Genomic DNA, 18,793 nt, shown 5'->3' with positions numbered 1-18,793 from the left:
TATTTCACTTACCACGATGTCATACTCTCTTGATGACGGTATATTGGAACGATCCAGAGATGCAAACCTCCATCATTCATCATTCACTCGTATAAAAGGGGAAAAGACGGCGGCATTCGCCGCCGCCATCTCTCTTACCACCAGACCCAGAAGAGGGCCATAATAATACATGTAAAGGCTACGAAAAATCCAAAGGCCATAAATAGTATTGGCATCAAGTGGCCTTTGTCCTTCAAGTGCATCCAGTAACCAAGTTGCACAAATACCTGCAGAATGGCCATGACAACCATAATAATAATGGTGAAGGTTGTGTTAACCCCTCCGGCTGCAGCAGCTGCAAAGGCAATCAACGTGAGTATAATGGAGAAAATAAACACGACGACATGCTTCGAAGGCCCTTCCGCACGGTGACGGTGCTTCACCGGCTGTTGATCACTTTGATCCTGAGCGGACATGTGTTACCCCACCTTTCCGAGCAGGTACACGACCGTAAAGATGAACACCCACACAACGTCGATGAAGTGCCAGTACATGGCTGAGACATAGACTTTCGGTGCGGTTACGACCGTTAATCCTTTTTTGAACAGTTGCCCGATAATGATTCCGATCCACACAATACCGAATGCAACGTGGGCTCCGTGGAACCCGACCAGCGTGTAGAATGCCGAACTGAAGGCGCTCGTGGTCATGCCAAACTCTTTATGTTTCACGTACTCGTAGAACTCGTAAATCTCCAGACCAAGGAATCCCAGACCTAGAACAACTGTGATCCCCAGCCACAAAGTCAGTGAATTTCGGTTCCCTTTGTGCATCGCCTGAATGGCGAATACACTCGTCAAGCTGCTGACCAAGAGGATGAAGGTTGCTGCTGCCACAAGCGGCAGATGGAACAGTTCATTCGCTGTAGGTCCATCATTGGTCTGCCCGCGAAGTGCGAGGAAGGTCGCGAAGAGTGTACCAAACAGTACCGTCTCACCGCCAAGGAACAGCCAGAAGCCAATCAGCTTGTTGCGTCCTTCCAGCGTTGCCTTCTCTGGTTCGTGCGGCAGTTTGCCGTTTACCGGCTCGGCATGTGAGGTTGTCATGTTCTCGCCCCCTTCTCGTCCTGATCCTCGGGTTCAATGTGCCAGCCGTGATCGTCATATAATGAGCGCAGTGCCATCGCACCAAATGTAATGAGAAGACCGATAATAAGCACAATATAATTATTGAAAATGAAATTCATGAATTCCAATTCGAATGTGTCCTTGCTGAACATTAGTCCAAGTCCGGCGATAAAAATACCTACCGACATCACAAATGGCAACGGTGTAGCAGATGGCATATGAATGGAACCTACCGGCTCCGCCGGAGTCATCTCCTTGTTGCCTGCCATCTTCTCTTTCCAATATGCATCGATACCACGTACCAGTGGTGTTTGTTTGAAGTTGTACTCTGGCGGTGGCGATGGAATCGTCCACTCCAGTGTACGGCCGTCTTCCCACGGATCGTTTGGTGCATCGATTGGTTTCTTCGTTGTGATGACGATGTTCACCAGGAAGATAATGACCCCTACGCCCATAAGGAACGCCCCGATGGAGCTAACCAGGTTAAGCAGGTCAAAATCCTGATTCGGCAAGTATGTAACAATCCGGCGTTGCATCCCCATCAGACCGAGGAAATGCTGTACGAAGAAGGTCAGCTGGAACCCGATCATAAATGTCCAGAATGTCCACTTCCCGAGTGACTCACTTAGAATACGACCAAACATCTTCGGCCACCAGTAATGAAGTCCGGAGAATAATCCGAGTACCAGTCCGCCCACAATAACATAGTGGAAGTGAGCTACGACAAAGTACGTGTCATGGAACTGGAAGTCTGCCGGGGCAGAAGCCAGCATGACACCGGTAACCCCACCCATAACGAAGGTTGGTACAAATCCGACAGCAAAGAGATTGGCCGCCGTAAAGCGAATCTGTCCACCCCACATCGTAAAGAGCCAGTTGAAGATTTTGATCCCTGTCGGAACCGCAATCAGCATCGTTGAGATCGAGAATAACGCGTTGGCCACGTTACCCAGACCTGTCGTAAACATGTGATGCGCCCATACCATGAAGCCCAAGAAGGCAATCAGAATGGTTGCAAATACCATGGAGCTATATCCAAACAACCGCTTACGCGAGAAGGTTGGAATAACCTCCGAGATAATGCCGAATGCCGGCAAGATCAGAATGTAAACTTCCGGGTGTCCGAAAATCCAGAAGATATGTTGCCAGAGCACGGGGTTACCGCCACCTGCAACATCGAAGAAATTCGCACCGAGAATACGGTCAAACGTCAATAATACAAGGCCCACCGTGATGGCAGGAAAAGCAAACAGGATAATGGCTGATGTAATAAACGTGGTCCAGGTAAACATCGGCATCCGCATATAGGACATGCCTGGCGCACGCATGGTGATAATGGTAGCCAGGAAGTTAATGCCCCCGATGAGTGTACCCAGACCGGCAATCTGAAGACCGATCGTATAGAAGTCTACACCGTGTGTTCCGCTATACTCCGAACCGGAGAGAGGTGTATATGATGTCCAGCCTGCGTCCGGCGCGCCTCCCATGATCCAGCTCAGATTAAGTAACAAACCACCGAACAAAAATGTCCAGAAGCCCAGAGCGTTAACAAAAGGGAACGCTACGTCACGTGCCCCGATCTGCAAAGGGACCACCGCATTCATAATGGCGAAAATAATCGGCATCACGCCAAGGAAAATCATCGTAGTTCCATGCATCGTAATCAATTCATTAAACACTTGCGCCGATACAAAATCGTTCATCGGCTTCATCAGTTGAATCCGGATCAAAATGGCTTCAATTCCGCCAATGCCGAAGAAAAGTCCGCCTGCAACCAAGTAAAGAACGGCGATTTTTTTGTGATCGACGGTGGTGATCCAGTCCATCAAGCCCTTGTACCGCTTGACGCTATGCGCATGAGCCAAGGTTGTGTACCCCCTTCTTCATCCTTGCTGTTCTATTCGTAGTCCAATTTGTAATTGGCCAAATATTCGGCAATTCCGTCGATTTCTTCATCCGTCAGTCCCAGACTCTTCGGACTTGGCATCGTATTGCCCGGCTTCACCGCTTGTGGATCATGAAGCCACTCTTTCATGTTATCCAGTACTGGTTTACCTTCTTCCTGACCTTCGCGTTGATTGAGCAAAATGCCTGCAACGGATTCCTTGCCGCCAATACCTGTAAGGTTCGGTGCAACAGGTCCGCCCTGATCGCCAACAGCATGGCAAGACAGGCAGTTCGTTTTGAACTTCTCAGCAAGCTGTGTGTCCTCAGGAAGCACAGCTGGCGCTTTCATCGCATTAACCCAGCGGTCAAAGGACTCCTGGCTAACAGCCTTAACTTTGAATTCCATGAAAGCATGAGATCTACCGCACAACTCGGCACATTTACCACGGTAAACGCCTTCATTTGGAGCAGAGAAGCTAAATTTGTTCAGTGTTCCATCCGGGTTTGTGTCCATTTTGCCCGCAAGTGACGGCACCCAGAAGGAATGAAGCACGTCCGCGGTTTTCAATTCGAATGCAATTTTCTTTCCGGTCGGGATGATGAGGTCTTGAGCGGTGGTTATGTCATACTGAGGATAAGTGAATTCCCACCAATACTGATGCGAGGTTACCTGGACCTTAACTGCGTTTTTGTCGTTGGACAGATCTTCCCCTTGGGCGAAAATCGTCTGAACTGTTGGTACAGCCAAAATAATGACCAGCAATAGAGGAATGGCTGTCCATATTACTTCCAGCTTGAAATTGCCTTCAACCTGTTCGGGTACTTCGTTCTGCCCGGCTCGTCTGCGAAACTTAATCAGGACATAGGCAGCAATTGCAAATACAATGATGAGCACCACGATCATAATCGCAATGGAAAGCTTCATCAGATCATATTGGCCTTGCGCCACAGGACCCTGAGGTTTCATTACTGACAAGTCTTCCCGCCCGCATGCGGATAGCAGCAAAGAGAACACCGCCAGCAAGGGGAGAATTCGCTTTGCAACCTGCCACTGTTTCATCATTGATCTACCCCACTTTTTTACGTTTTCGTAGATTACGTTGTCGTCGGTACAAAGCCAACACATGTACGTTTCAGCACGATACACATAATCCTCTTCATCATATAGGATGCTTACAAAAATAACGCTTCCAGTACTCCCGTCATTTCCTGCCCAGGGCATGTCTGCGCATTCTTCCAATTCATTCTATATGCTTCAATCACTTATTAAATATAAGTTGAGGGTATGATTTTGTCAATCTTTGGACACATGTTCACAAATTGTTCACTTTATGTATAAAACCGCATCACAACTTGGTTTGCAAACGATTTCACTTATAAGTATTACGATTCACCCCTGAAAAATTTTGCCAGATTTCGGTGATAAACTCAAACTTCTTAGCGATTTTTATCACAATCCAAACATGCGATATTATGCAAAAAGATTCTTCGCCTTTTCAGGAAACTATTACCACACCAACTGGAAATGGACGATTCTGCCCCATGGATCTTCAAGTCGATATTTGCATGGAGCATTCACGCCAGCTTTACAGCATTTCAATTATTCAATTATAGAGGGAAAATTTTCGTTTAAGTTCCATCCGTTAGGATCAACGGCCCATCCCTGGTAATGGCTACGGTATGTTCATACTGCACGCCCCAGCTTTCATCCAGCGTTCGGACTGTCCAGCCATCCTCATCCCACACCACAGCCCCGGAGCTACCCTTCGTGAATATGGGTTCAATGGTTATGACCATACCTTCAGTAAGCATCATTCCTGTTTTTCGTTTTCCATAAGGCAGTACATTCGGTGGCTCATGGATATATTGCCCTATGCCATGGCCGATAAGCGGTTTAACGATTCCATATCGGTACAATCGTGCCGTTCGTTCAATTGCGCTACCAATGTCTCCAAGTGTATTCCCTGGAACGGCCTGTGCTATCGCCTTATAAAGCGCCTTCTCCGTACGTTTCATAAGCCGACGAATAGATCTGCTCGGTTCATCTATGGCATATGTCCAGGCCGAATCAGCAAGCCAGCCGTCTTTGTTTACTACCATATCAATCGTCACGACATCTCCACTTGCAAGTGCCTGGCTCCCAGGAAACCCGTGACAGACCACATCGTTGACGGAAGCACATGTAGCATAGGGATAACCTTTATACCCTTTCTGCTCAGGTGTGGCTCCATGATCCGCGAGAAAGGCTTCAACGTGCTCGTTAATCTCCGCTGTTGTGGTGCCTGGAACCATGTACTGTTCAATATGTTGATGGCATTCTTTTAATATCCGTCCCGCTTCTCGCATGTAGCCAATCTCTTCTCTGGTTTTCAATATAGGGTCCACATGCCTTCATCCTTCCTGCTGTAGGTATACTTCCATGTATATGCAGGCAATTCAGAACAAAGCCCTAAAGTGACACCAAATCCAAGATAATATAGATACATGCTAATTAACTCCACAAACGCAAAAAAAACCGTCTGCCGGAGCCAAGGCCCGAGAGACGGTTCTATTCATATTGGAACAGTATAATCAGAAGTTGGTGTTGTTTCAGGATACGGAAGAATCCATCTTGACAAGTTCATGCTCAACGACAGAAGTCAATTCTTCCTCATATCCACCCGTAATCCGGTATTTTCTCACATACTCCTTCACGAATTTTTTTGGATCTTTAGGACGGAAAATCCGAGTCATTTCCCTCAAACTTTCTTTGACCTCATTGTGACCTTTCGTTGCCATTGTAATTCCCTCCCAAAACGTTGAAAGTGAATGCTCCGTTTAGAGAACGCCGAATAAGTCTTAAATGCCATTCATGAAGTTGTGTGCGCGGCTTAAAGCAAGCTTTAGGTCGGGAACCTCGCCGAATAGCAAGTACCTGACACTATAAATACCCGATATGATTCAGGTTGAATCATAATCTTATTGTATCATATTCGGAACCTCGTTACGACTTGACGATTTTTCCTAATATATATAACGGTTTTACTGCCCAAAAAGTTTAATTCCGAATCATATTTTATAAAATGTTTATTCTATACGGATTAATCTATCCAGCATAACCCGCAACTATTCGGGGGATATTATCTTGGATCACCAAATTAGTTAACTATATGGAACTAAAAGGAGGACCTGTTATGGAACGAAAAGAACAGGATATGTTACCCCTTTCGCATGAAAAGGTCGAGGTCGACGGCGTTTATATCAATGAAGCCGGGCAGGAAGAGCACCTTCACCGGGGGCAAGAGTTTCCTGCCGATCTCGTACTCGGCAAGACCGAATGGAAGCTGACAGAGTATGCATTCGATAATCATCATGAAGGAAAAACAGATGAGCGTCTGGTGCCGAAGGAAGATGATGAAGATAAAAAAGGGAAAATAACCAGCCCTCGCAGACAGATTCAAACTTAATCCATTCATCGGTTCAGTTCTGTCCACCTCCTACATAGCCTATATAAAAAGGACAAAGGAGGCTGGGCCGAATGTCTCCCATGAAATCGTCCAGCGGTCTGGATGAAAATATAGCCGGCATGTTGTGTTATTTATTCACGTTTGTAGGCGGCATCATCTTTCTAGCCGTGGAGAAGCGCAGCCGATTTGTGTTGTTCCATGCCCTTCAATCCGTGACGGTTTTCGGACTGATTATGGTTGGGCATGTACTGTCGGCCTTTCTCCCACTGTTTGGTCCACTTGTAGCTTCACTGTTATCCCTGCTAGGTGTAATCGTATGGCTCCTGACCGTCGTTACAAGTCTGCAAGGAAAATGGCTGAAACTGCCTTGGGTTGGTGATTTTGCCGAGAAGCAGATGCGGCACCTATAATATCGTATCGTGCAATAACAAGAAAACACCGAAACAATGGTTTGTGCTGAACCCATTGTTTCGGTGTTTGCTGTGCGTAAATTATGTTAACTGTCCAAAATAAAGGTTAACTTATACTTCATCGCATTGATATTTTATAACGTGAATAATATAAGAAATAAATCATTTATATGCTGAGTCAACATGCTTTATGACGTGAATCATTCATCATGTACGCTTTACATAATAACCCTTCTGACCATGCATCAGGCTAAAAGGAACAGCGATTCCGGCCAGTTTATGAAGGGATAGAATCCCACTCCAAGCCATAATCCTATCCAGCCTTACATTACTCCTTACCTCACCTTTATGCAGTCTTGCTGTTCTCCTGAGCCATCTCATCTGTATGCTGTGCAGCCAGTTGGGCAGCTGTTTCTTTACTGCCGAGGCCATTAAACAACAAATTCATAAAGATTGCCGTAAAGCTACCTGCAATAATGCCATTGCCCAGCATAATCTGAGCCCAGGCTGGTGCACCTGCGAACAACTGCGGTACCACCGTCACCCCTAGTCCCATGCCAATAGAACATGCAATGATGAACAGGTTCTCATGACGGTTCAGGTCCACCTGAGTGCCAATGATGCGAATACCCGACGAAATCACCATACCGAACAACGCCACCATGGCACCGCCAAGCACTGATCCGGGAACAAGCTGAGCCAGTGCGGCAATTTTCGGTACAAAACCTATGACGATCAGCAAACCGCCTGCAACAACGATGACATCACGTGTCTTCACACGAGTCATCTGTACAAGCCCTACATTTTGCGAATACGTTGTATAAGGGAACGAGTTAAAAATCCCCCCAAGTACAATAGCCAGTCCCTCTGCACGGTATCCACGCGCCAAATCCTTGGAGGTCAGATCCTTGTCCAACATTTTGCCCAGAGCCATAAATACGCCCGTAGATTCGGCCACACTGACAATCGCGACCAGAATCATCGTCAGAATAGGAACAATCTCAAAGGTCGGTCTTCCGAAATAAAATGGCTGAACCATATGGAACCAGCTTGCATCAAGAACGGGAGCAAACTTCACCTCACCCATGAAGCCAGCAGCCACTGTGCCAACGAACAGACCGATTAATACAGAGATGGAGCGTACAAAACCTGTAGTGAAACGAGTCATTAAAATAATGAAGATGAATACACCGAAACCGAGCAACAGATGTACACCGCTGCCAAAGTCCTCCGCATTCTGACCCCCACCCAAATCGGTAAATGCTACCGGAATCAGGGTCAGACCAATAATAGTAACCACGGAACCTGTAACCACTGGCGGAAAGAGCCGAATGAGTTTGCCAAACAAACCAGAGAAAATGAGAACGAACAGACCGGAGGCAATAATGGCACCGTAAATGGCAGATACGCCGCTGCTCTTCCCGATCATAATCATCGGAGATACGGCCTGGAAGGCGCAGCCCAGCATAACTGGCAGGCCAACGCCGAAATATTTATTGCCCCAGACCTGAAGCAGTGTAGCTACACCGCAAGCAAGCAGGTCGATCGCAATCAAATAGGTAAGTTGCTCCTGTGTGAATCCAAGTGCGCTACTAACAATAAGCGGGACAATGACAGCTCCTGCATACATCGCAAGTACGTGCTGCAAGCCAAGTGAGAAGGTTTTGGCCGGATGCCGGTGACGTTGAAAAATACGTTCGCGTGCCATACTAGTTCGTGCCCTCCTCATCTGCAAAGGTTACTTGTCCATCGGACAGTGCTCCAATACGAACTAAAGATTCCACGCGGTAACCCGCTTCTTTCAACAGACGGCCTCCCGGCTGGAATGCTTTTTCAATCACGATCCCGATCCCAACGACTTCCGCGCCAACCTGTTCTACAATACGAGCCAGGCCAAATGCAGCTTCGCCGTTCGCCAGAAAATCATCAATGATCAGCACGCGGTCGCCGGGATTCATAAACTTCTTCGCTACCGTGATTTCATTCGTCTCCTGCTTGGTAAAGGAATACACTTTCTCCACCAAAATATCTTCCGTTAGGGTAAGTGACTTCTGCTTACGGGCGAAGATCAGCGGAACATTGAGTTCCAGTGCGGTCATAATACCCGGCGCAATGCCGGATGATTCAATCGTCAGCACACGTGTAATGTTCTCCCCTTCAAACCGACGAATGAACTCTTTGCCAACTTCCTTCATCAACACCGGGTCCATCTGGTGGTTCAGGAATGAGTCTACTTTCAGTACTTGCTCAGATAGGACAATGCCTTCCTGTCTTACTTTGTCTTTTAACAATTGCATCGTTTTTTCCTCCCAAATGCCCTCTACCGCCATGTACAGTCTGCTCCACAATATCTCTCCCGGGTAAAAAAACAAAAAGCCCGCCTGTCCACACCTGCGGCATGAACCGGAGACGGGAAAGACGGACTTGTTCCTGTACGGACACAAGCCGCTCGAACACTGCTACGCCACAGGGCGAGGCTCAGGAAGCCATACCTATGTATTTAGGCAGACCTAACCTTAACCCACGCAGAACGTAGAAGCATCCTTCCCGTAGTCCAATCATTCCGGTGATCGGGTAGAGACATGCAGGCCTATTCCTGCACATATACGAGTAACGGCTATTCAATTCATTTTGGCTTCACGATTCGTATCCATGTATAATTGCGAACCTGAATGTAAAAGTATAATCTCACTGACAATGTTAGAAGTATACCGAATTGGCGGCTTGAAATAAAGAGGTATTTTCATGGAATTTGCGGAAACGATGTTTCTTTTGCATAATGGGGATGATTGATTTTCATTTTTTATGTACAATATGAGAACAAAAGCGTGTCCTTACAGGATTGTTCCTTGGAGAAGGCGTGCTGAATCTATATTAGTCGTTAAAGGAGATTGTCACAATGAGAGGCATACTGAAAGAATTTAAGGAGTTTGCTGTTCGCGGCAACGTCATTGATCTGGCGGTCGGTGTAATTATCGGGGCTGCTTTTGGTAAAATCGTTACGTCCCTTGTGAATGATATCATCATGCCACCGGTTGGGAAACTGCTCGGGGGGATTGATTTCAGCCAAAAAATCATAAACCTAGACCCTGACGTAAAGACAGCTGGCGGACAAGACATCACGACACTGGCTCAAGCCAACGAAGCTGGCGCCACCGTCATTGCTTACGGTCAATTTATTAATGTGTTAATCGATTTTATTATCGTGGCATTCTGTATCTTTATGTTGGTTAAGGGTATCAACTATCTGAAGCGTAAAGAGCACACCAAGCCTGAGCCGAAAAAAACAACCAAAGCTTGCAAGTACTGTCTGTCCGAAATTCCGGCCGCAGCTACCCGTTGTTCCCACTGCACATCCGAACTCGAGGCCGAAGGAAGCAACGCTCCCGCGTAAGGTCCTGATCTATTATCGTGTAGAGTAAATTAAATACAGCAAAACGCAGGTTTGATTCTTGATACGGCGATGCATATCCAAGCCAAAATGTACGCTTATGTAATCATCATTGTCTGCATCTATAGAGCATTTAAGCATAGCCATTCTTGTTTGATCGAAATCTATTTTAGCGATGCATACGCATAAAAAGTACATCAAACCTGCATATGTCCAGGTTCCACCTTATTGGTGGGACCTTTTTTTCATTCATTGTGATTGCTGTGTGCCGGTCAGGCGTCTCTATGGTTAGAAACGTTTTGGCAGCAAGTGTTCAAGAATCGATTTGAGATCTTTGTCTTCTTTGTAGACCTCTTCCCCGGTATCCAGTTCAGTGACCCGAATGTATTCAAAATTAGCGCCGGCATCCGTCGGTTTAAATAACAATTGCGCTTCGTCCTCCAGACGCACATGAAATCCCATGTCTTTAAACATTGTCGTAAGCTGGCTCGTAGCCGGCTCTTGACCTTGCCCTACAAAGATAAGTCCCCTAAGCGCTTTACGCTCCTGAGGTTGCGGATAAATCACCTGAAAGTGTACAATGCATTCCATACAATCGTTCCCCTTTCGTTAAAAAAATAGTTTGTGAAATTTTGAACTTTAAATTCTGCTATATAAGGAGATACGTTTCATGACCCCAGAACGTTTCGACATTTATGACGATCAGCAAAAATGGATCGGTACAGCACCCCGTACTGAGGTTCATGCTAAGGGATATTGGCATCGTTCCTTCCATTGCTGGATCGTGCGTGACGAAGGTAACAGGCGCATGGTTCTATTTCAGCGGCGGCGGGATATCAAAGATACTTTTCCCGGTTATTACGACATCACAGCTGCTGGTCACCTCACAGCCGGTGAACAAATGCAAGACGCACATCGTGAGCTGGAAGAAGAGCTCGGTGTGCATACGTCATTCGATGCGCTGACTTATTTGTTTACGGCTACGCAACAGCTACAGGGTGAGGTGCTCGGCATTCCGTTTCTGGATCGGGAATTCAGTGCGGTCTACGGTCTATGCCTAAACCAGCCACTGGAATCCTATGTTCTCCAGGCTAGCGAGGTGGACAGTCTCTATGAAGCGCCACTGGAGGACTTGCTCGCCCTGTTCCGCCAAGATAAAGATGCCGTGCAGGCATCTGGTGTGCTTGCGCAACAACAGACATTCATGCAAAACGGCAAGGCATTATCTACACCATCAGAGGATGACACACCTTTATCGACATCCCCCGGAACTAGTGAATCACTGTCCGAGTTCGTCCCAGAAATCATGACGACATCAACTGACCTTCCGTCCAATCAAGGCGATTATATGCATTCAGCAAGCTTTGCACGCCTCATATGCGAAGTAAGCACGGCGGATTTTGTGCCGCATGGCTCCACGTATTATATCGACGTACTCAAAGCTTTGAAACGAGTACATGGGGTCTAACTTCATTTTCTCAAAAATAGCATTACTTCATACGTTTAACTCATCCCTAGACGATTACCTTCATTATTCCCAATCACATTACCCTTTAGGTATTCCAGGAGCATTCCTTTACTATCAACCGGATGGCAAACCAATGCTGTAACAAGCATCACTGCATTTGGGTTCTGAATTGTATCGTTGTACCCATGAACCACCTAAAGTGAATGTGCGCGAGCTTGGGCTCAGAAAAATTCTAACGATCACAGGGAACGTTATTTGCCCCATTTCGGGGTCTCGTGAAATGTAACGATCACCAGAGACGTTATTTAGGCAAAAATGGCTCTATTGGCGGTGAAAAGATGTTTTTTGGACGAAATAGCGTTCCTGAGGATCGTTAGAATCTGAAAGAGGTCGATTTCGCCAAAATAAGGCTTGTGGTGATCGTTAGCGCTCAAGCCGTAGGTTTTCGAGTATGTGCTAGACAAAGAGTGCCACGATCAGTAACACAAAACAACACAAAAAGAACGAAGCCGCAACGAACCCTTCTGTTCGCGCCTCGTCCTTTTTGGTATTTCTTATTTCTCCCGTAAGAGCTCTCCTGCTACTGTAGTGTTACTGTTCATGATCTGGTGCAGGGGTAGACCAGTACCGTGCAGCAATGTCTGCGTACCGACGTCCGTAGCGATCCTCCAACTCCTCACCGATATCCTGCTCCAGTTCATACAGCACCAGTTCTTGTGCAAAATGATTCAGTAGCAATCCGGTCATTACCGGATGAGCTGTGACCACGGCCTGCGTAGGACATGACTCCCCACGCATGCCCAGCATGCACCAGCGGCGATCTACAACGAGCGAGAACTTACGCCCGTTACCCATGCCATGTGAGGGCAATCCCGGCAAAGGAAGCGGCTGATCTACCATACCTTCCCCACCTTCACAGGACCACAATAAGCGTACACCCCGAGCCTCAGCCTGTTGCAACTCCTCTCGAAGCAGTTCTGCTTCCTCGCGCCACACATCCACTACAATCTCGTGCTGCGCTGCGGCAAGTTCACGACTCAGATTCTCCAGAACATTTTTGTCGCCTTCGACATTGTAAAACACAGGTTTCTCCGGTTCGCTCTTCGGCATGCTTCGCTCGACGTAATCCAGAGAAGTATGCATCTGATCAGAGATCATGCGTGTCATCTCTTCCGGTTTCAACATGCTGTACTTCGCAGGTTCTCCCGGACTGCACCGGAGAAATCCTCTTGATTCCAGTCGTTGCAAGGTTGCATATACATTGGAACGGGACACGCCCAGCCGTTTGGCTACCTCATATCCAGAGGCTGATCCCTGGCGGGCTAATTCCACCATAATTTTAGATTCCATCTCGGTGAACCCGAGATGACGTAGATGATGCAGCAGTTGGTCCATATTTCTGTCCCCCCATGCTGTCAGCAACCAGCACTGCCTGACGGCAGCACGTCTACTGCATCAAATCTGCTCGGCTCCGCAACGCGGGCACCACTTCGAGCCTTTTGGCAATTCGGATGCACAAATCTGACACTTCACCATTTCACGTGGCACTTCCGTCTGCACATCTACGGTGTTCACGATCGGATTGTTTTCTTTCCAATAACGAATACGCTCATCCAGCTCCTGCTGACGCTCACGTTCCCGCTGCATTTCCTCTTCTCTGCGGCGTTCCCACTCTGCATCGAACGCTTCCTTCTCTTCCAGCGTAAACTCGGTGCTGTTATATCCCGGTTCCGTATCCAGATCCGCAATCGAAGGGATAACCGTATGATACGGCTCGGTCTCTTCATGTTCTTCCACAGCCGGTGGTGCATCAAAAATCGACTGCTCCGTAACCGGGTTCTGTGCAGCTGCCGTCTCATGATTTGCCGTTTTGGCAACCCCTGCCGCTCCGGCCGTTCCCGATGCAGCTGCACCCGGTTTGGATTCGCCCAATTTGCGTCCACACTTCGGACAGAAATTGGCATCCAGTGAGGCAACGTGTCCACACTCACACAGGCGTTCATTTTTCAACTCGGCAATCTTGCTGCGCAGAGCGTCGATCTCATCCTGCAACTCGTCACACAGATTAGACAGATCCACCATTTCCTTTTCAGCGAGCGTCATATCCTGTGCACGATAACCTTCATAGAAGATGCGGCCCATATCGGTAAAATGGACTTCCTGTTCCTGTTGCAAGCCCACAATCTGATTGTTCAATTTGCCAATCTCAACGGCGTGCTGTGCACGCTCTGTTGCTTTGTTTGCTCCGTTTTTGATGCGCTGAAGCAGTTTCATCACAATTCCTCCTCTGTCCCGTCAAAACAATATCATTATTATTCTTCATTAGTTAGTAGGTGAGCAATTCGCAACATGCGAGATGCTCCGGATATATAACTTATACGATATGAAGCCAAAAAGTTGCGAAAAATCGCGCTGGTACCCCATTTTATGCGGATATTGGATCAAAACAGGGGCTTTCGTCAAGACCATACGTTCGGTATAATGGAACTTTGACTCCATATGAATGGAACACGCAGGATTCGCAACTTACTCTATCTTACCAATTTACAATGCGATTGTGAAAAGGGCAAATTCTTTACTCTTGAACGGGATTATTCAATCCCTGAATGTATACAGAGGTGGATGAAACATGTTAAGTCCGAACTCAACGTTCTACCCCCGTCCGCTCGGGGTCACCCCCGCGTCCTCCTTGCCTCAATCCCCCTCGGCTCCGCTGGAAACCAGCCGGCAACTTGTGGGTGATGATCAGCAGGACGCCTATTATTTCCGCTCGCTTGAAGAAGCCGGCATTAAACTAAATAGCCCACAAATCTCGGCTGTTCGCCATGGCAAAGGCCCCATACTTACACTTGCAGGAGCGGGCTGCGGTAAAACGACTGTACTCGCTGCAAGAGCAGGCTACCTGATGGAAGTCAGCGGTGTACACGCGGGCAGCATTCTGCTCGTAACGTTTACCAACAAGGCCGCGGCCGAGATGAAGGACCGGATTGCTGCTTTGCCAGGGATTAGACCTGCTGCAGCAAGAGCGGTACAGGCCCGCACCTTTCACTCGTTTGCGCTGACTTTGCTACGCCATTACGGGGTACAGGAAGACATTTTTGGTGAGTCGCGGGCCCAGCATACGGTGCTGAAAATGCTTCTTCGCCAAAATGGCATGAGCGAGGCGTTTCAGCCGGAGAGTCTGCTGGCGATGCTGTCCGCCTGGAAGATGCAAGGTTCAGACACGGCAGACTTGCCGGAGAAAACGCAAGATGAGCGCGATGCCAAGCGTGTATTGCTCGGATACGAAGGCTGGAAACAGGATCGCGGCAAAATGGACTTTGATGATATCCTGCTGCGCGCGGCTGCGCTGCTTCGGGATCCGGCGGTGTTAAAGCCGCTGCAGCGGCGTTTTCAATACATTATGGTTGATGAATTTCAGGATACAAACCGGCTGCAATACGAGATTGTACAGATGCTCGCTGGAGCACACCGCAATCTGATGGTTGTTGGAGACGATGACCAGACGATCTATACGTTCAACGGCGCACGGCAGGAATCGATTTTGGAATTCGATAAAGTATACCCAGGTGCACGCATCGTGACGCTGGATATTAATTATCGCAGTGATGCGCGTATTCTGGGACTTGGAAGCGAGCTGGTCGCACGCAACAAACGCAGACGTGACAAACGGCTGCGTGCGGCAGGACAACGCGGGGATGCGCCCCGGTTCGCTACACCATCTAACGCCGAGGAAGAAGCCGCCTGGGTCGTGAATCAGATCTGTGAGCAGGTGGAGGAAGGACAGTTTCCATATCGGGACATTGCTATTTTGCACCGGACAGCCAGTAGCAGCCGGGCGGTATTTGAGCAATTGGTGCTGAAGGATGTGCCCTTTGTACAACACGGGGCTGCTCCGGTCTTCTATGATCAGTCACTGATCAAGCCGTTAATGGATCATATGCGCCTGTCTCTGAACCCACGAGCGATGGATGCTCTGCCAAGCGCACTCGGTCCGCTGTATGTGTCCCGTGATGCAGGACTGGAGTATATCCAGCGCTGTGAGCAGGAACAGGCCAAGAAATATCCGCTAATCCATCTGAGCAAATGGGACAAGTTGAAGCCGTTTCAACAGGAGCAGGTCAAGGAACGCATCAAGCTGATCAAATCTCTGCACAAGCTGAAGCCGATTATCGCGATTCAGGAGATGCGCCGCCAGTTCTACGATAAGTATATGGAGAGCGGCGACCCGACGATTTTTACTCATTATAAGGAAACGATGCTGGAAACACTGGATGAATTCGAAGCGGCGGTCAAAAAGTTCGAAACCGTGGAAGAATTCGTGCAATTCGCAGACGAGTTGTCCCGCAGACATCGCGAGATGGAATCACTGCGCCGGGCGCAGGATAGTGATGCGGTGCAGCTCATGACCATTCACCGGGCCAAAGGACTGGAGTTCCCATGTGTGTACTGGATCGGAGCCAGTGAAGGCATTGTGCCGCACAGTACCGCCTTGCGTCAGGATATTCCGGAAGATCAGAAGGCAGCACTCACCGTGCAGCAGACGGATGCTGAATTGGATATGGCTTTGGAGGAAGAACGCAGACTCGCTTATGTGGCGATTACCCGTGCGAAACAACACTTATATGTGACATCACCCGCAAGCCATCACGGCAAACCTGCTGATGTGTCGCGTTTCTTGCTTGAAGCCTTTGGCATGGAGGTTCCGGACAAACGTAAAACACGGGAAGAGAGCCGTACTGGCGGCACATCGTCTTATGGAACTGTTGGACACACAAGCTACAACAGAAACAACAACGGAGATAGTCAGAGCAATGGAAAAGGTAGCAGACAATATCGAAGCAACAATGGAGACCTGAAAAGCTCTGGAAATGCTGGAGACAACCGTATACGTGAAGGTAATAAGGATGGCACGGATCCACGGACTTCATCTTATGTAAAACACGATCGCCAACGAAGCGCGATAAACCACAAGGATCATCGGGAAATGGAAATGCTGGATGAGCGGGATGAGGATCGCCTCAGCGAGAAACGCGGCAGCGGAATTATTCGAGATCATAAAGCATTTAGTACACCCGGTCTTCATCCAAAAGTTGCCTCTACAACCTCCACTTCCAGCGCTTCCACGCATGCTGATTCTACTCGATCTGGTGTGAACAAAGCCGAGCGGACAGAAACGGTGGCCGTCTGGAAATGTAGTTCTGTTACATGCAAAGCATGGTTGAGGCAGAAACCGGCTGTAGCGTCCGGTAAAACGTCGAAAAAGGCCAACTCTGGCCCTCCTGTCTGTCCACTATGTTCAGGAACGATGATTGCCGGCACCCGGCAGGTTCCAATGACGAATCGATTTGGAAAATAGAGAAGCATCTTCTTCGTTTCAGGGCGCTTGCTGCTGTTTATTAACAGTAGAAGCGTCTTTTTTCCAATTCAACAGTAAAATGGTCTTTTTTTCAATATTGAAATGGGGGTTGGATTATGCAGGAAAGCAAACAACATCTGTATGTGTCGGTAACTCATAACCTTATTGAACGAACGAGAAACGAATCTACTCCGTTCGAAGTCCTTGTGGATGATGGACAATTGGCAACATTACAAGATCTGATGAAAGTGCTTGAGGATGGGGACGACTACTCATTACAGCGAGCACCCGTACCTTACAAATCGGCAGACCACGACGATGGAAATGAACGATTAACAGACGGCGTGACGATGCTGTACACCTTCCTCTACGATCATGGTACAACGGATACCAGACAGGCTATAGAGGACATGGACGTGCTTCCAAAGCTTCAGAATACGGATTACGATGACCCGGGATATGAAAACTCACCGATGAATAAATGACTGAGCTAGAAAAAATGTATGGCTCTTGGCACATAAAGATTCTCCTATTAAACCTCAATCAAAAGTGAATGAAAATAACCTCTTCCGAAACACACGTTTGTGTTAGGGAGAGGTTATTTTCTAAGTATTTATTATCTAATTACTTGAGTCCATTCTACAAATTTATTTGGTTCCTGCCATGATCCAGAATATGGTCCGTGAGGGTCCCCCGACAAATTCCCTTTACCAGTTGCATTCCATGTTCCACGGTTTACAAAAGGCGTTATCCAGAAAACATAGGAGGAAATACCACTCCCTACTTTAGGTCCTGAATATTTTGTACTTATGCTTTGAGATATTTCACTTGCCAATCCTGCTTCTATCGAAGTTTTCAAACTAGCCGGAACCGTTACACTGGCAGAGACATTTGCACTAAGTTTAAAGGTGGTATTAATAGTTCTTTCTTGCGATTGCCCCACACTTGTTATCTGTTGGGCTGCTAAAGGAGTATCTCTCTGGGTTACTTGTTTGGAAATATCCCAGATAATATAAAGGTCATACCAAGCATTTGGAGTTATAACATTTTGCTGAGAAGATACATTTGAGGTAGTACTTTCTGTTACATTAGAGATTATTATATCTCCACTACCACTAGCTTGCTTTGATATCGCTTTCAATTCTTCGTCAGTTATTTTACCAACTGCTTCAGGAGAAATTAAAAAGCTTTGCCCATCTATTACTTTTTCTGTTTTACTAATTGAGACGGTTAAATCAGGATTTTGCTGAGCCATAGCAACCGAAGAAAACGCGCCTCCCACAAGCATAGAAGCTACAACAGCAGGGATCAAAAATTTTTTTCTAATATCCAACACATTTTACCTCTTTTCCTGTATAATTTGGTACATAATTAATAATAAAGGAAAAGTAAAAAATGTCAAATTTTATTAAAAGGAGGAATATAATGAAATTACGAACAATGGGCTTAATTCTTTGGATTGCGGCTGGATTTTTTTATACTTTAGAGCGAATTATCGCTTATTTATCCACCTACATTATAACTATTGGAAAAACTGGGGTATCTGTTGATTTAACAGTGCTCTATCCTGGGTTCTTCGATAATCTATTTGTTCCGATTTTCATTTTTTTAGGATCAATCTTATTTATTATTGATTTTGTAATTAAAAAAAATGATTAGCACTAAAAAAGAGTTCTGTGGGAATATATGCCCATCAGAACTCTTTTGTCGGTAGTATTATTAAATC

General features: G+C 47.1%; 19 protein-coding genes and 1 riboswitch. Of the genes, 7 read left to right on the top strand and 12 right to left on the bottom strand.

Annotation, left to right across the window (positions count from 1 at the left end; genetic code table 11):
• Window positions 1–134 precede the first annotated feature (134 nt).
• The 6 genes from M3629_RS20765 to M3629_RS20740 form a co-directional block, all read right to left on the bottom strand.
• The gene (locus tag M3629_RS20765) at window positions 135–455 is read right to left on the bottom strand and encodes a cytochrome C oxidase subunit IV family protein (RefSeq protein WP_090918552.1); all 321 of its coding nucleotides are present in this window, start codon (window positions 453–455) and stop codon (window positions 135–137) included.
• Window positions 456–458: 3 nt separating this feature from the next.
• A complete protein-coding gene (locus tag M3629_RS20760) occupies window positions 459–1,085 on the bottom strand; it encodes a cytochrome (ubi)quinol oxidase subunit III (protein WP_251509844.1) in 627 nt (208 codons plus the stop codon).
• On the bottom strand, window positions 1,082–2,932 hold the full coding sequence (gene ctaD / locus M3629_RS20755) for a cytochrome c oxidase subunit I (RefSeq protein WP_435368252.1): 1,851 nt from the start codon (window positions 2,930–2,932) through the stop codon (window positions 1,082–1,084). Before ctaD ends, M3629_RS20760 begins: the two co-directional genes overlap by 4 nt.
• Window positions 2,933–3,003: 71 nt before the next feature.
• A complete protein-coding gene (gene coxB, locus M3629_RS20750; RefSeq protein ID WP_090919014.1) occupies window positions 3,004–4,056 on the bottom strand; it encodes a cytochrome c oxidase subunit II in 1,053 nt (350 codons plus the stop codon).
• A 566-nt stretch (window positions 4,057–4,622) separates the two neighbouring features.
• Window positions 4,623–5,378 carry a type I methionyl aminopeptidase gene (gene map / locus M3629_RS20745; protein WP_251509842.1) on the bottom strand — a complete coding sequence of 252 codons (756 nt, stop codon included), beginning with the start codon at window positions 5,376–5,378 and terminating at the stop codon, window positions 4,623–4,625.
• Window positions 5,379–5,582: 204 nt separating this feature from the next.
• The gene (locus M3629_RS20740; RefSeq protein WP_017690840.1) at window positions 5,583–5,771 is read right to left on the bottom strand and encodes a hypothetical protein; all 189 of its coding nucleotides are present in this window, start codon (window positions 5,769–5,771) and stop codon (window positions 5,583–5,585) included.
• Window positions 5,772–6,166: 395 nt separating this feature from the next.
• On the opposite strand from M3629_RS20740, the gene M3629_RS20735 reads away from it, so the two are divergent.
• Together M3629_RS20735 and M3629_RS20730 are read left to right on the top strand one after the other, a co-directional pair.
• Window positions 6,167–6,439: a transposase gene (locus M3629_RS20735; protein WP_145333884.1), complete on the top strand. Its 273-nt coding sequence runs from the start codon at window positions 6,167–6,169 to the stop codon at window positions 6,437–6,439.
• Between the two features lie 71 nt (window positions 6,440–6,510).
• Complete coding sequence (locus tag M3629_RS20730; RefSeq protein ID WP_090918563.1) at window positions 6,511–6,849, top strand: DUF4870 domain-containing protein; 339 nt, start codon at window positions 6,511–6,513, stop codon at window positions 6,847–6,849.
• Window positions 6,850–7,195: 346 nt separating this feature from the next.
• On the opposite strand, the gene M3629_RS20725 is transcribed toward M3629_RS20730, so the two are convergent.
• Together M3629_RS20725 and M3629_RS20720 are read right to left on the bottom strand one after the other, a co-directional pair.
• Window positions 7,196–8,557, bottom strand: coding sequence for a nucleobase:cation symporter-2 family protein (locus tag M3629_RS20725; protein WP_251509841.1), 1,362 nt, complete (start codon window positions 8,555–8,557; stop codon window positions 7,196–7,198).
• A gap of 1 nt (window position 8,558) precedes the next feature.
• Window positions 8,559–9,146, bottom strand: a complete 588-nt coding sequence (locus tag M3629_RS20720; RefSeq protein ID WP_090918567.1) for a xanthine phosphoribosyltransferase — start codon at window positions 9,144–9,146, stop codon at window positions 8,559–8,561.
• 233 nt (window positions 9,147–9,379) lie between these two features.
• Window positions 9,380–9,479: riboswitch (purine riboswitch) on the bottom strand.
• 269 nt (window positions 9,480–9,748) lie between these two features.
• On the opposite strand from M3629_RS20720, the gene mscL reads away from it, so the two are divergent.
• Window positions 9,749–10,243 (top strand): large conductance mechanosensitive channel protein MscL, encoded by a 495-nt coding sequence (gene mscL, locus M3629_RS20715; RefSeq protein WP_285888947.1) that lies wholly within the window; start codon window positions 9,749–9,751, stop codon window positions 10,241–10,243.
• A 285-nt stretch (window positions 10,244–10,528) separates the two neighbouring features.
• Here mscL and M3629_RS20710 read toward each other — a convergent pair whose 3' ends face one another.
• On the bottom strand, window positions 10,529–10,831 hold the full coding sequence (locus tag M3629_RS20710; protein WP_251509840.1) for a hypothetical protein: 303 nt from the start codon (window positions 10,829–10,831) through the stop codon (window positions 10,529–10,531).
• Between the two features lie 79 nt (window positions 10,832–10,910).
• On the opposite strand from M3629_RS20710, the gene M3629_RS20705 reads away from it, so the two are divergent.
• Window positions 10,911–11,708, top strand: a complete 798-nt coding sequence (locus M3629_RS20705; RefSeq protein ID WP_251509839.1) for an NUDIX hydrolase — start codon at window positions 10,911–10,913, stop codon at window positions 11,706–11,708.
• A 591-nt stretch (window positions 11,709–12,299) separates the two neighbouring features.
• Here M3629_RS20705 and M3629_RS20700 read toward each other — a convergent pair.
• Together M3629_RS20700 and M3629_RS20695 are read right to left on the bottom strand one after the other, a co-directional pair.
• The gene (locus M3629_RS20700; RefSeq protein WP_090918573.1) at window positions 12,300–13,103 is read right to left on the bottom strand and encodes a TrmB family transcriptional regulator; all 804 of its coding nucleotides are present in this window, start codon (window positions 13,101–13,103) and stop codon (window positions 12,300–12,302) included.
• A 60-nt stretch (window positions 13,104–13,163) separates the two neighbouring features.
• On the bottom strand, window positions 13,164–13,982 hold the full coding sequence (locus tag M3629_RS20695; protein WP_154985310.1) for a zinc ribbon domain-containing protein: 819 nt from the start codon (window positions 13,980–13,982) through the stop codon (window positions 13,164–13,166).
• Window positions 13,983–14,337: 355 nt separating this feature from the next.
• On the opposite strand from M3629_RS20695, the gene M3629_RS20690 reads away from it, so the two are divergent.
• On the top strand, window positions 14,338–17,067 hold the full coding sequence (locus tag M3629_RS20690) for a UvrD-helicase domain-containing protein (RefSeq protein WP_251509838.1): 2,730 nt from the start codon (window positions 14,338–14,340) through the stop codon (window positions 17,065–17,067).
• Window positions 17,068–17,183: 116 nt separating this feature from the next.
• Window positions 17,184–17,552 (top strand): hypothetical protein, encoded by a 369-nt coding sequence (locus tag M3629_RS20685; protein WP_251509837.1) that lies wholly within the window; start codon window positions 17,184–17,186, stop codon window positions 17,550–17,552.
• Between the two features lie 131 nt (window positions 17,553–17,683).
• On the opposite strand, the gene M3629_RS20680 is transcribed toward M3629_RS20685, so the two are convergent.
• Window positions 17,684–18,400 (bottom strand): hypothetical protein, encoded by a 717-nt coding sequence (locus M3629_RS20680; protein ID WP_154891361.1) that lies wholly within the window; start codon window positions 18,398–18,400, stop codon window positions 17,684–17,686.
• Window positions 18,401–18,492: 92 nt separating this feature from the next.
• On the opposite strand from M3629_RS20680, the gene M3629_RS20675 reads away from it, so the two are divergent.
• Complete coding sequence (locus M3629_RS20675) at window positions 18,493–18,726, top strand: hypothetical protein (RefSeq protein WP_154891362.1); 234 nt, start codon at window positions 18,493–18,495, stop codon at window positions 18,724–18,726.
• Window positions 18,727–18,793 lie beyond the last annotated feature (67 nt).

The sequence above is a fragment of the Paenibacillus polysaccharolyticus genome, assembly GCF_023714295.1.
Classification (GTDB): Bacteria; Bacillota; Bacilli; order Paenibacillales; family Paenibacillaceae; genus Paenibacillus; species Paenibacillus polysaccharolyticus_A.
Note: the sequence above shows the minus strand (reverse complement) of the source record. Positions and strands in the feature narration are given on the sequence as shown.

Excerpts from the sequence above, each read along its gene's own strand:
- M3629_RS20765 (WP_090918552.1), bottom strand. The coding sequence starts at position 455 with ATGTCCGCTCAGGATCAAAGTGATCAACAGCCGGTGAAGCACCGTCAC.
- M3629_RS20760 (WP_251509844.1), bottom strand. The coding sequence starts at position 1,085 with ATGACAACCTCACATGCCGAGCCGGTAAACGGCAAACTGCCGCACGAA.
- ctaD (WP_435368252.1), bottom strand. The coding sequence starts at position 2,932 with ATGGACTGGATCACCACCGTCGATCACAAAAAAATCGCCGTTCTTTAC.
- coxB (WP_090919014.1), bottom strand. The coding sequence starts at position 4,056 with ATGATGAAACAGTGGCAGGTTGCAAAGCGAATTCTCCCCTTGCTGGCG.
- M3629_RS20740 (WP_017690840.1), bottom strand. The coding sequence starts at position 5,771 with ATGGCAACGAAAGGTCACAATGAGGTCAAAGAAAGTTTGAGGGAAATG.
- M3629_RS20735 (WP_145333884.1), top strand. The coding sequence starts at position 6,167 with ATGGAACGAAAAGAACAGGATATGTTACCCCTTTCGCATGAAAAGGTC.
- M3629_RS20730 (WP_090918563.1), top strand. The coding sequence starts at position 6,511 with ATGTCTCCCATGAAATCGTCCAGCGGTCTGGATGAAAATATAGCCGGC.
- M3629_RS20725 (WP_251509841.1), bottom strand. The coding sequence starts at position 8,557 with ATGGCACGCGAACGTATTTTTCAACGTCACCGGCATCCGGCCAAAACC.
- M3629_RS20720 (WP_090918567.1), bottom strand. The coding sequence starts at position 9,146 with ATGCAATTGTTAAAAGACAAAGTAAGACAGGAAGGCATTGTCCTATCT.
- mscL (WP_285888947.1), top strand. The coding sequence starts at position 9,749 with ATGAGAGGCATACTGAAAGAATTTAAGGAGTTTGCTGTTCGCGGCAAC.
- M3629_RS20710 (WP_251509840.1), bottom strand. The coding sequence starts at position 10,831 with ATGGAATGCATTGTACACTTTCAGGTGATTTATCCGCAACCTCAGGAG.
- M3629_RS20705 (WP_251509839.1), top strand. The coding sequence starts at position 10,911 with ATGACCCCAGAACGTTTCGACATTTATGACGATCAGCAAAAATGGATC.
- M3629_RS20700 (WP_090918573.1), bottom strand. The coding sequence starts at position 13,103 with ATGGACCAACTGCTGCATCATCTACGTCATCTCGGGTTCACCGAGATG.
- M3629_RS20695 (WP_154985310.1), bottom strand. The coding sequence starts at position 13,982 with ATGAAACTGCTTCAGCGCATCAAAAACGGAGCAAACAAAGCAACAGAG.
- M3629_RS20690 (WP_251509838.1), top strand. The coding sequence starts at position 14,338 with ATGTTAAGTCCGAACTCAACGTTCTACCCCCGTCCGCTCGGGGTCACC.
- M3629_RS20685 (WP_251509837.1), top strand. The coding sequence starts at position 17,184 with ATGCAGGAAAGCAAACAACATCTGTATGTGTCGGTAACTCATAACCTT.
- M3629_RS20675 (WP_154891362.1), top strand. The coding sequence starts at position 18,493 with ATGAAATTACGAACAATGGGCTTAATTCTTTGGATTGCGGCTGGATTT.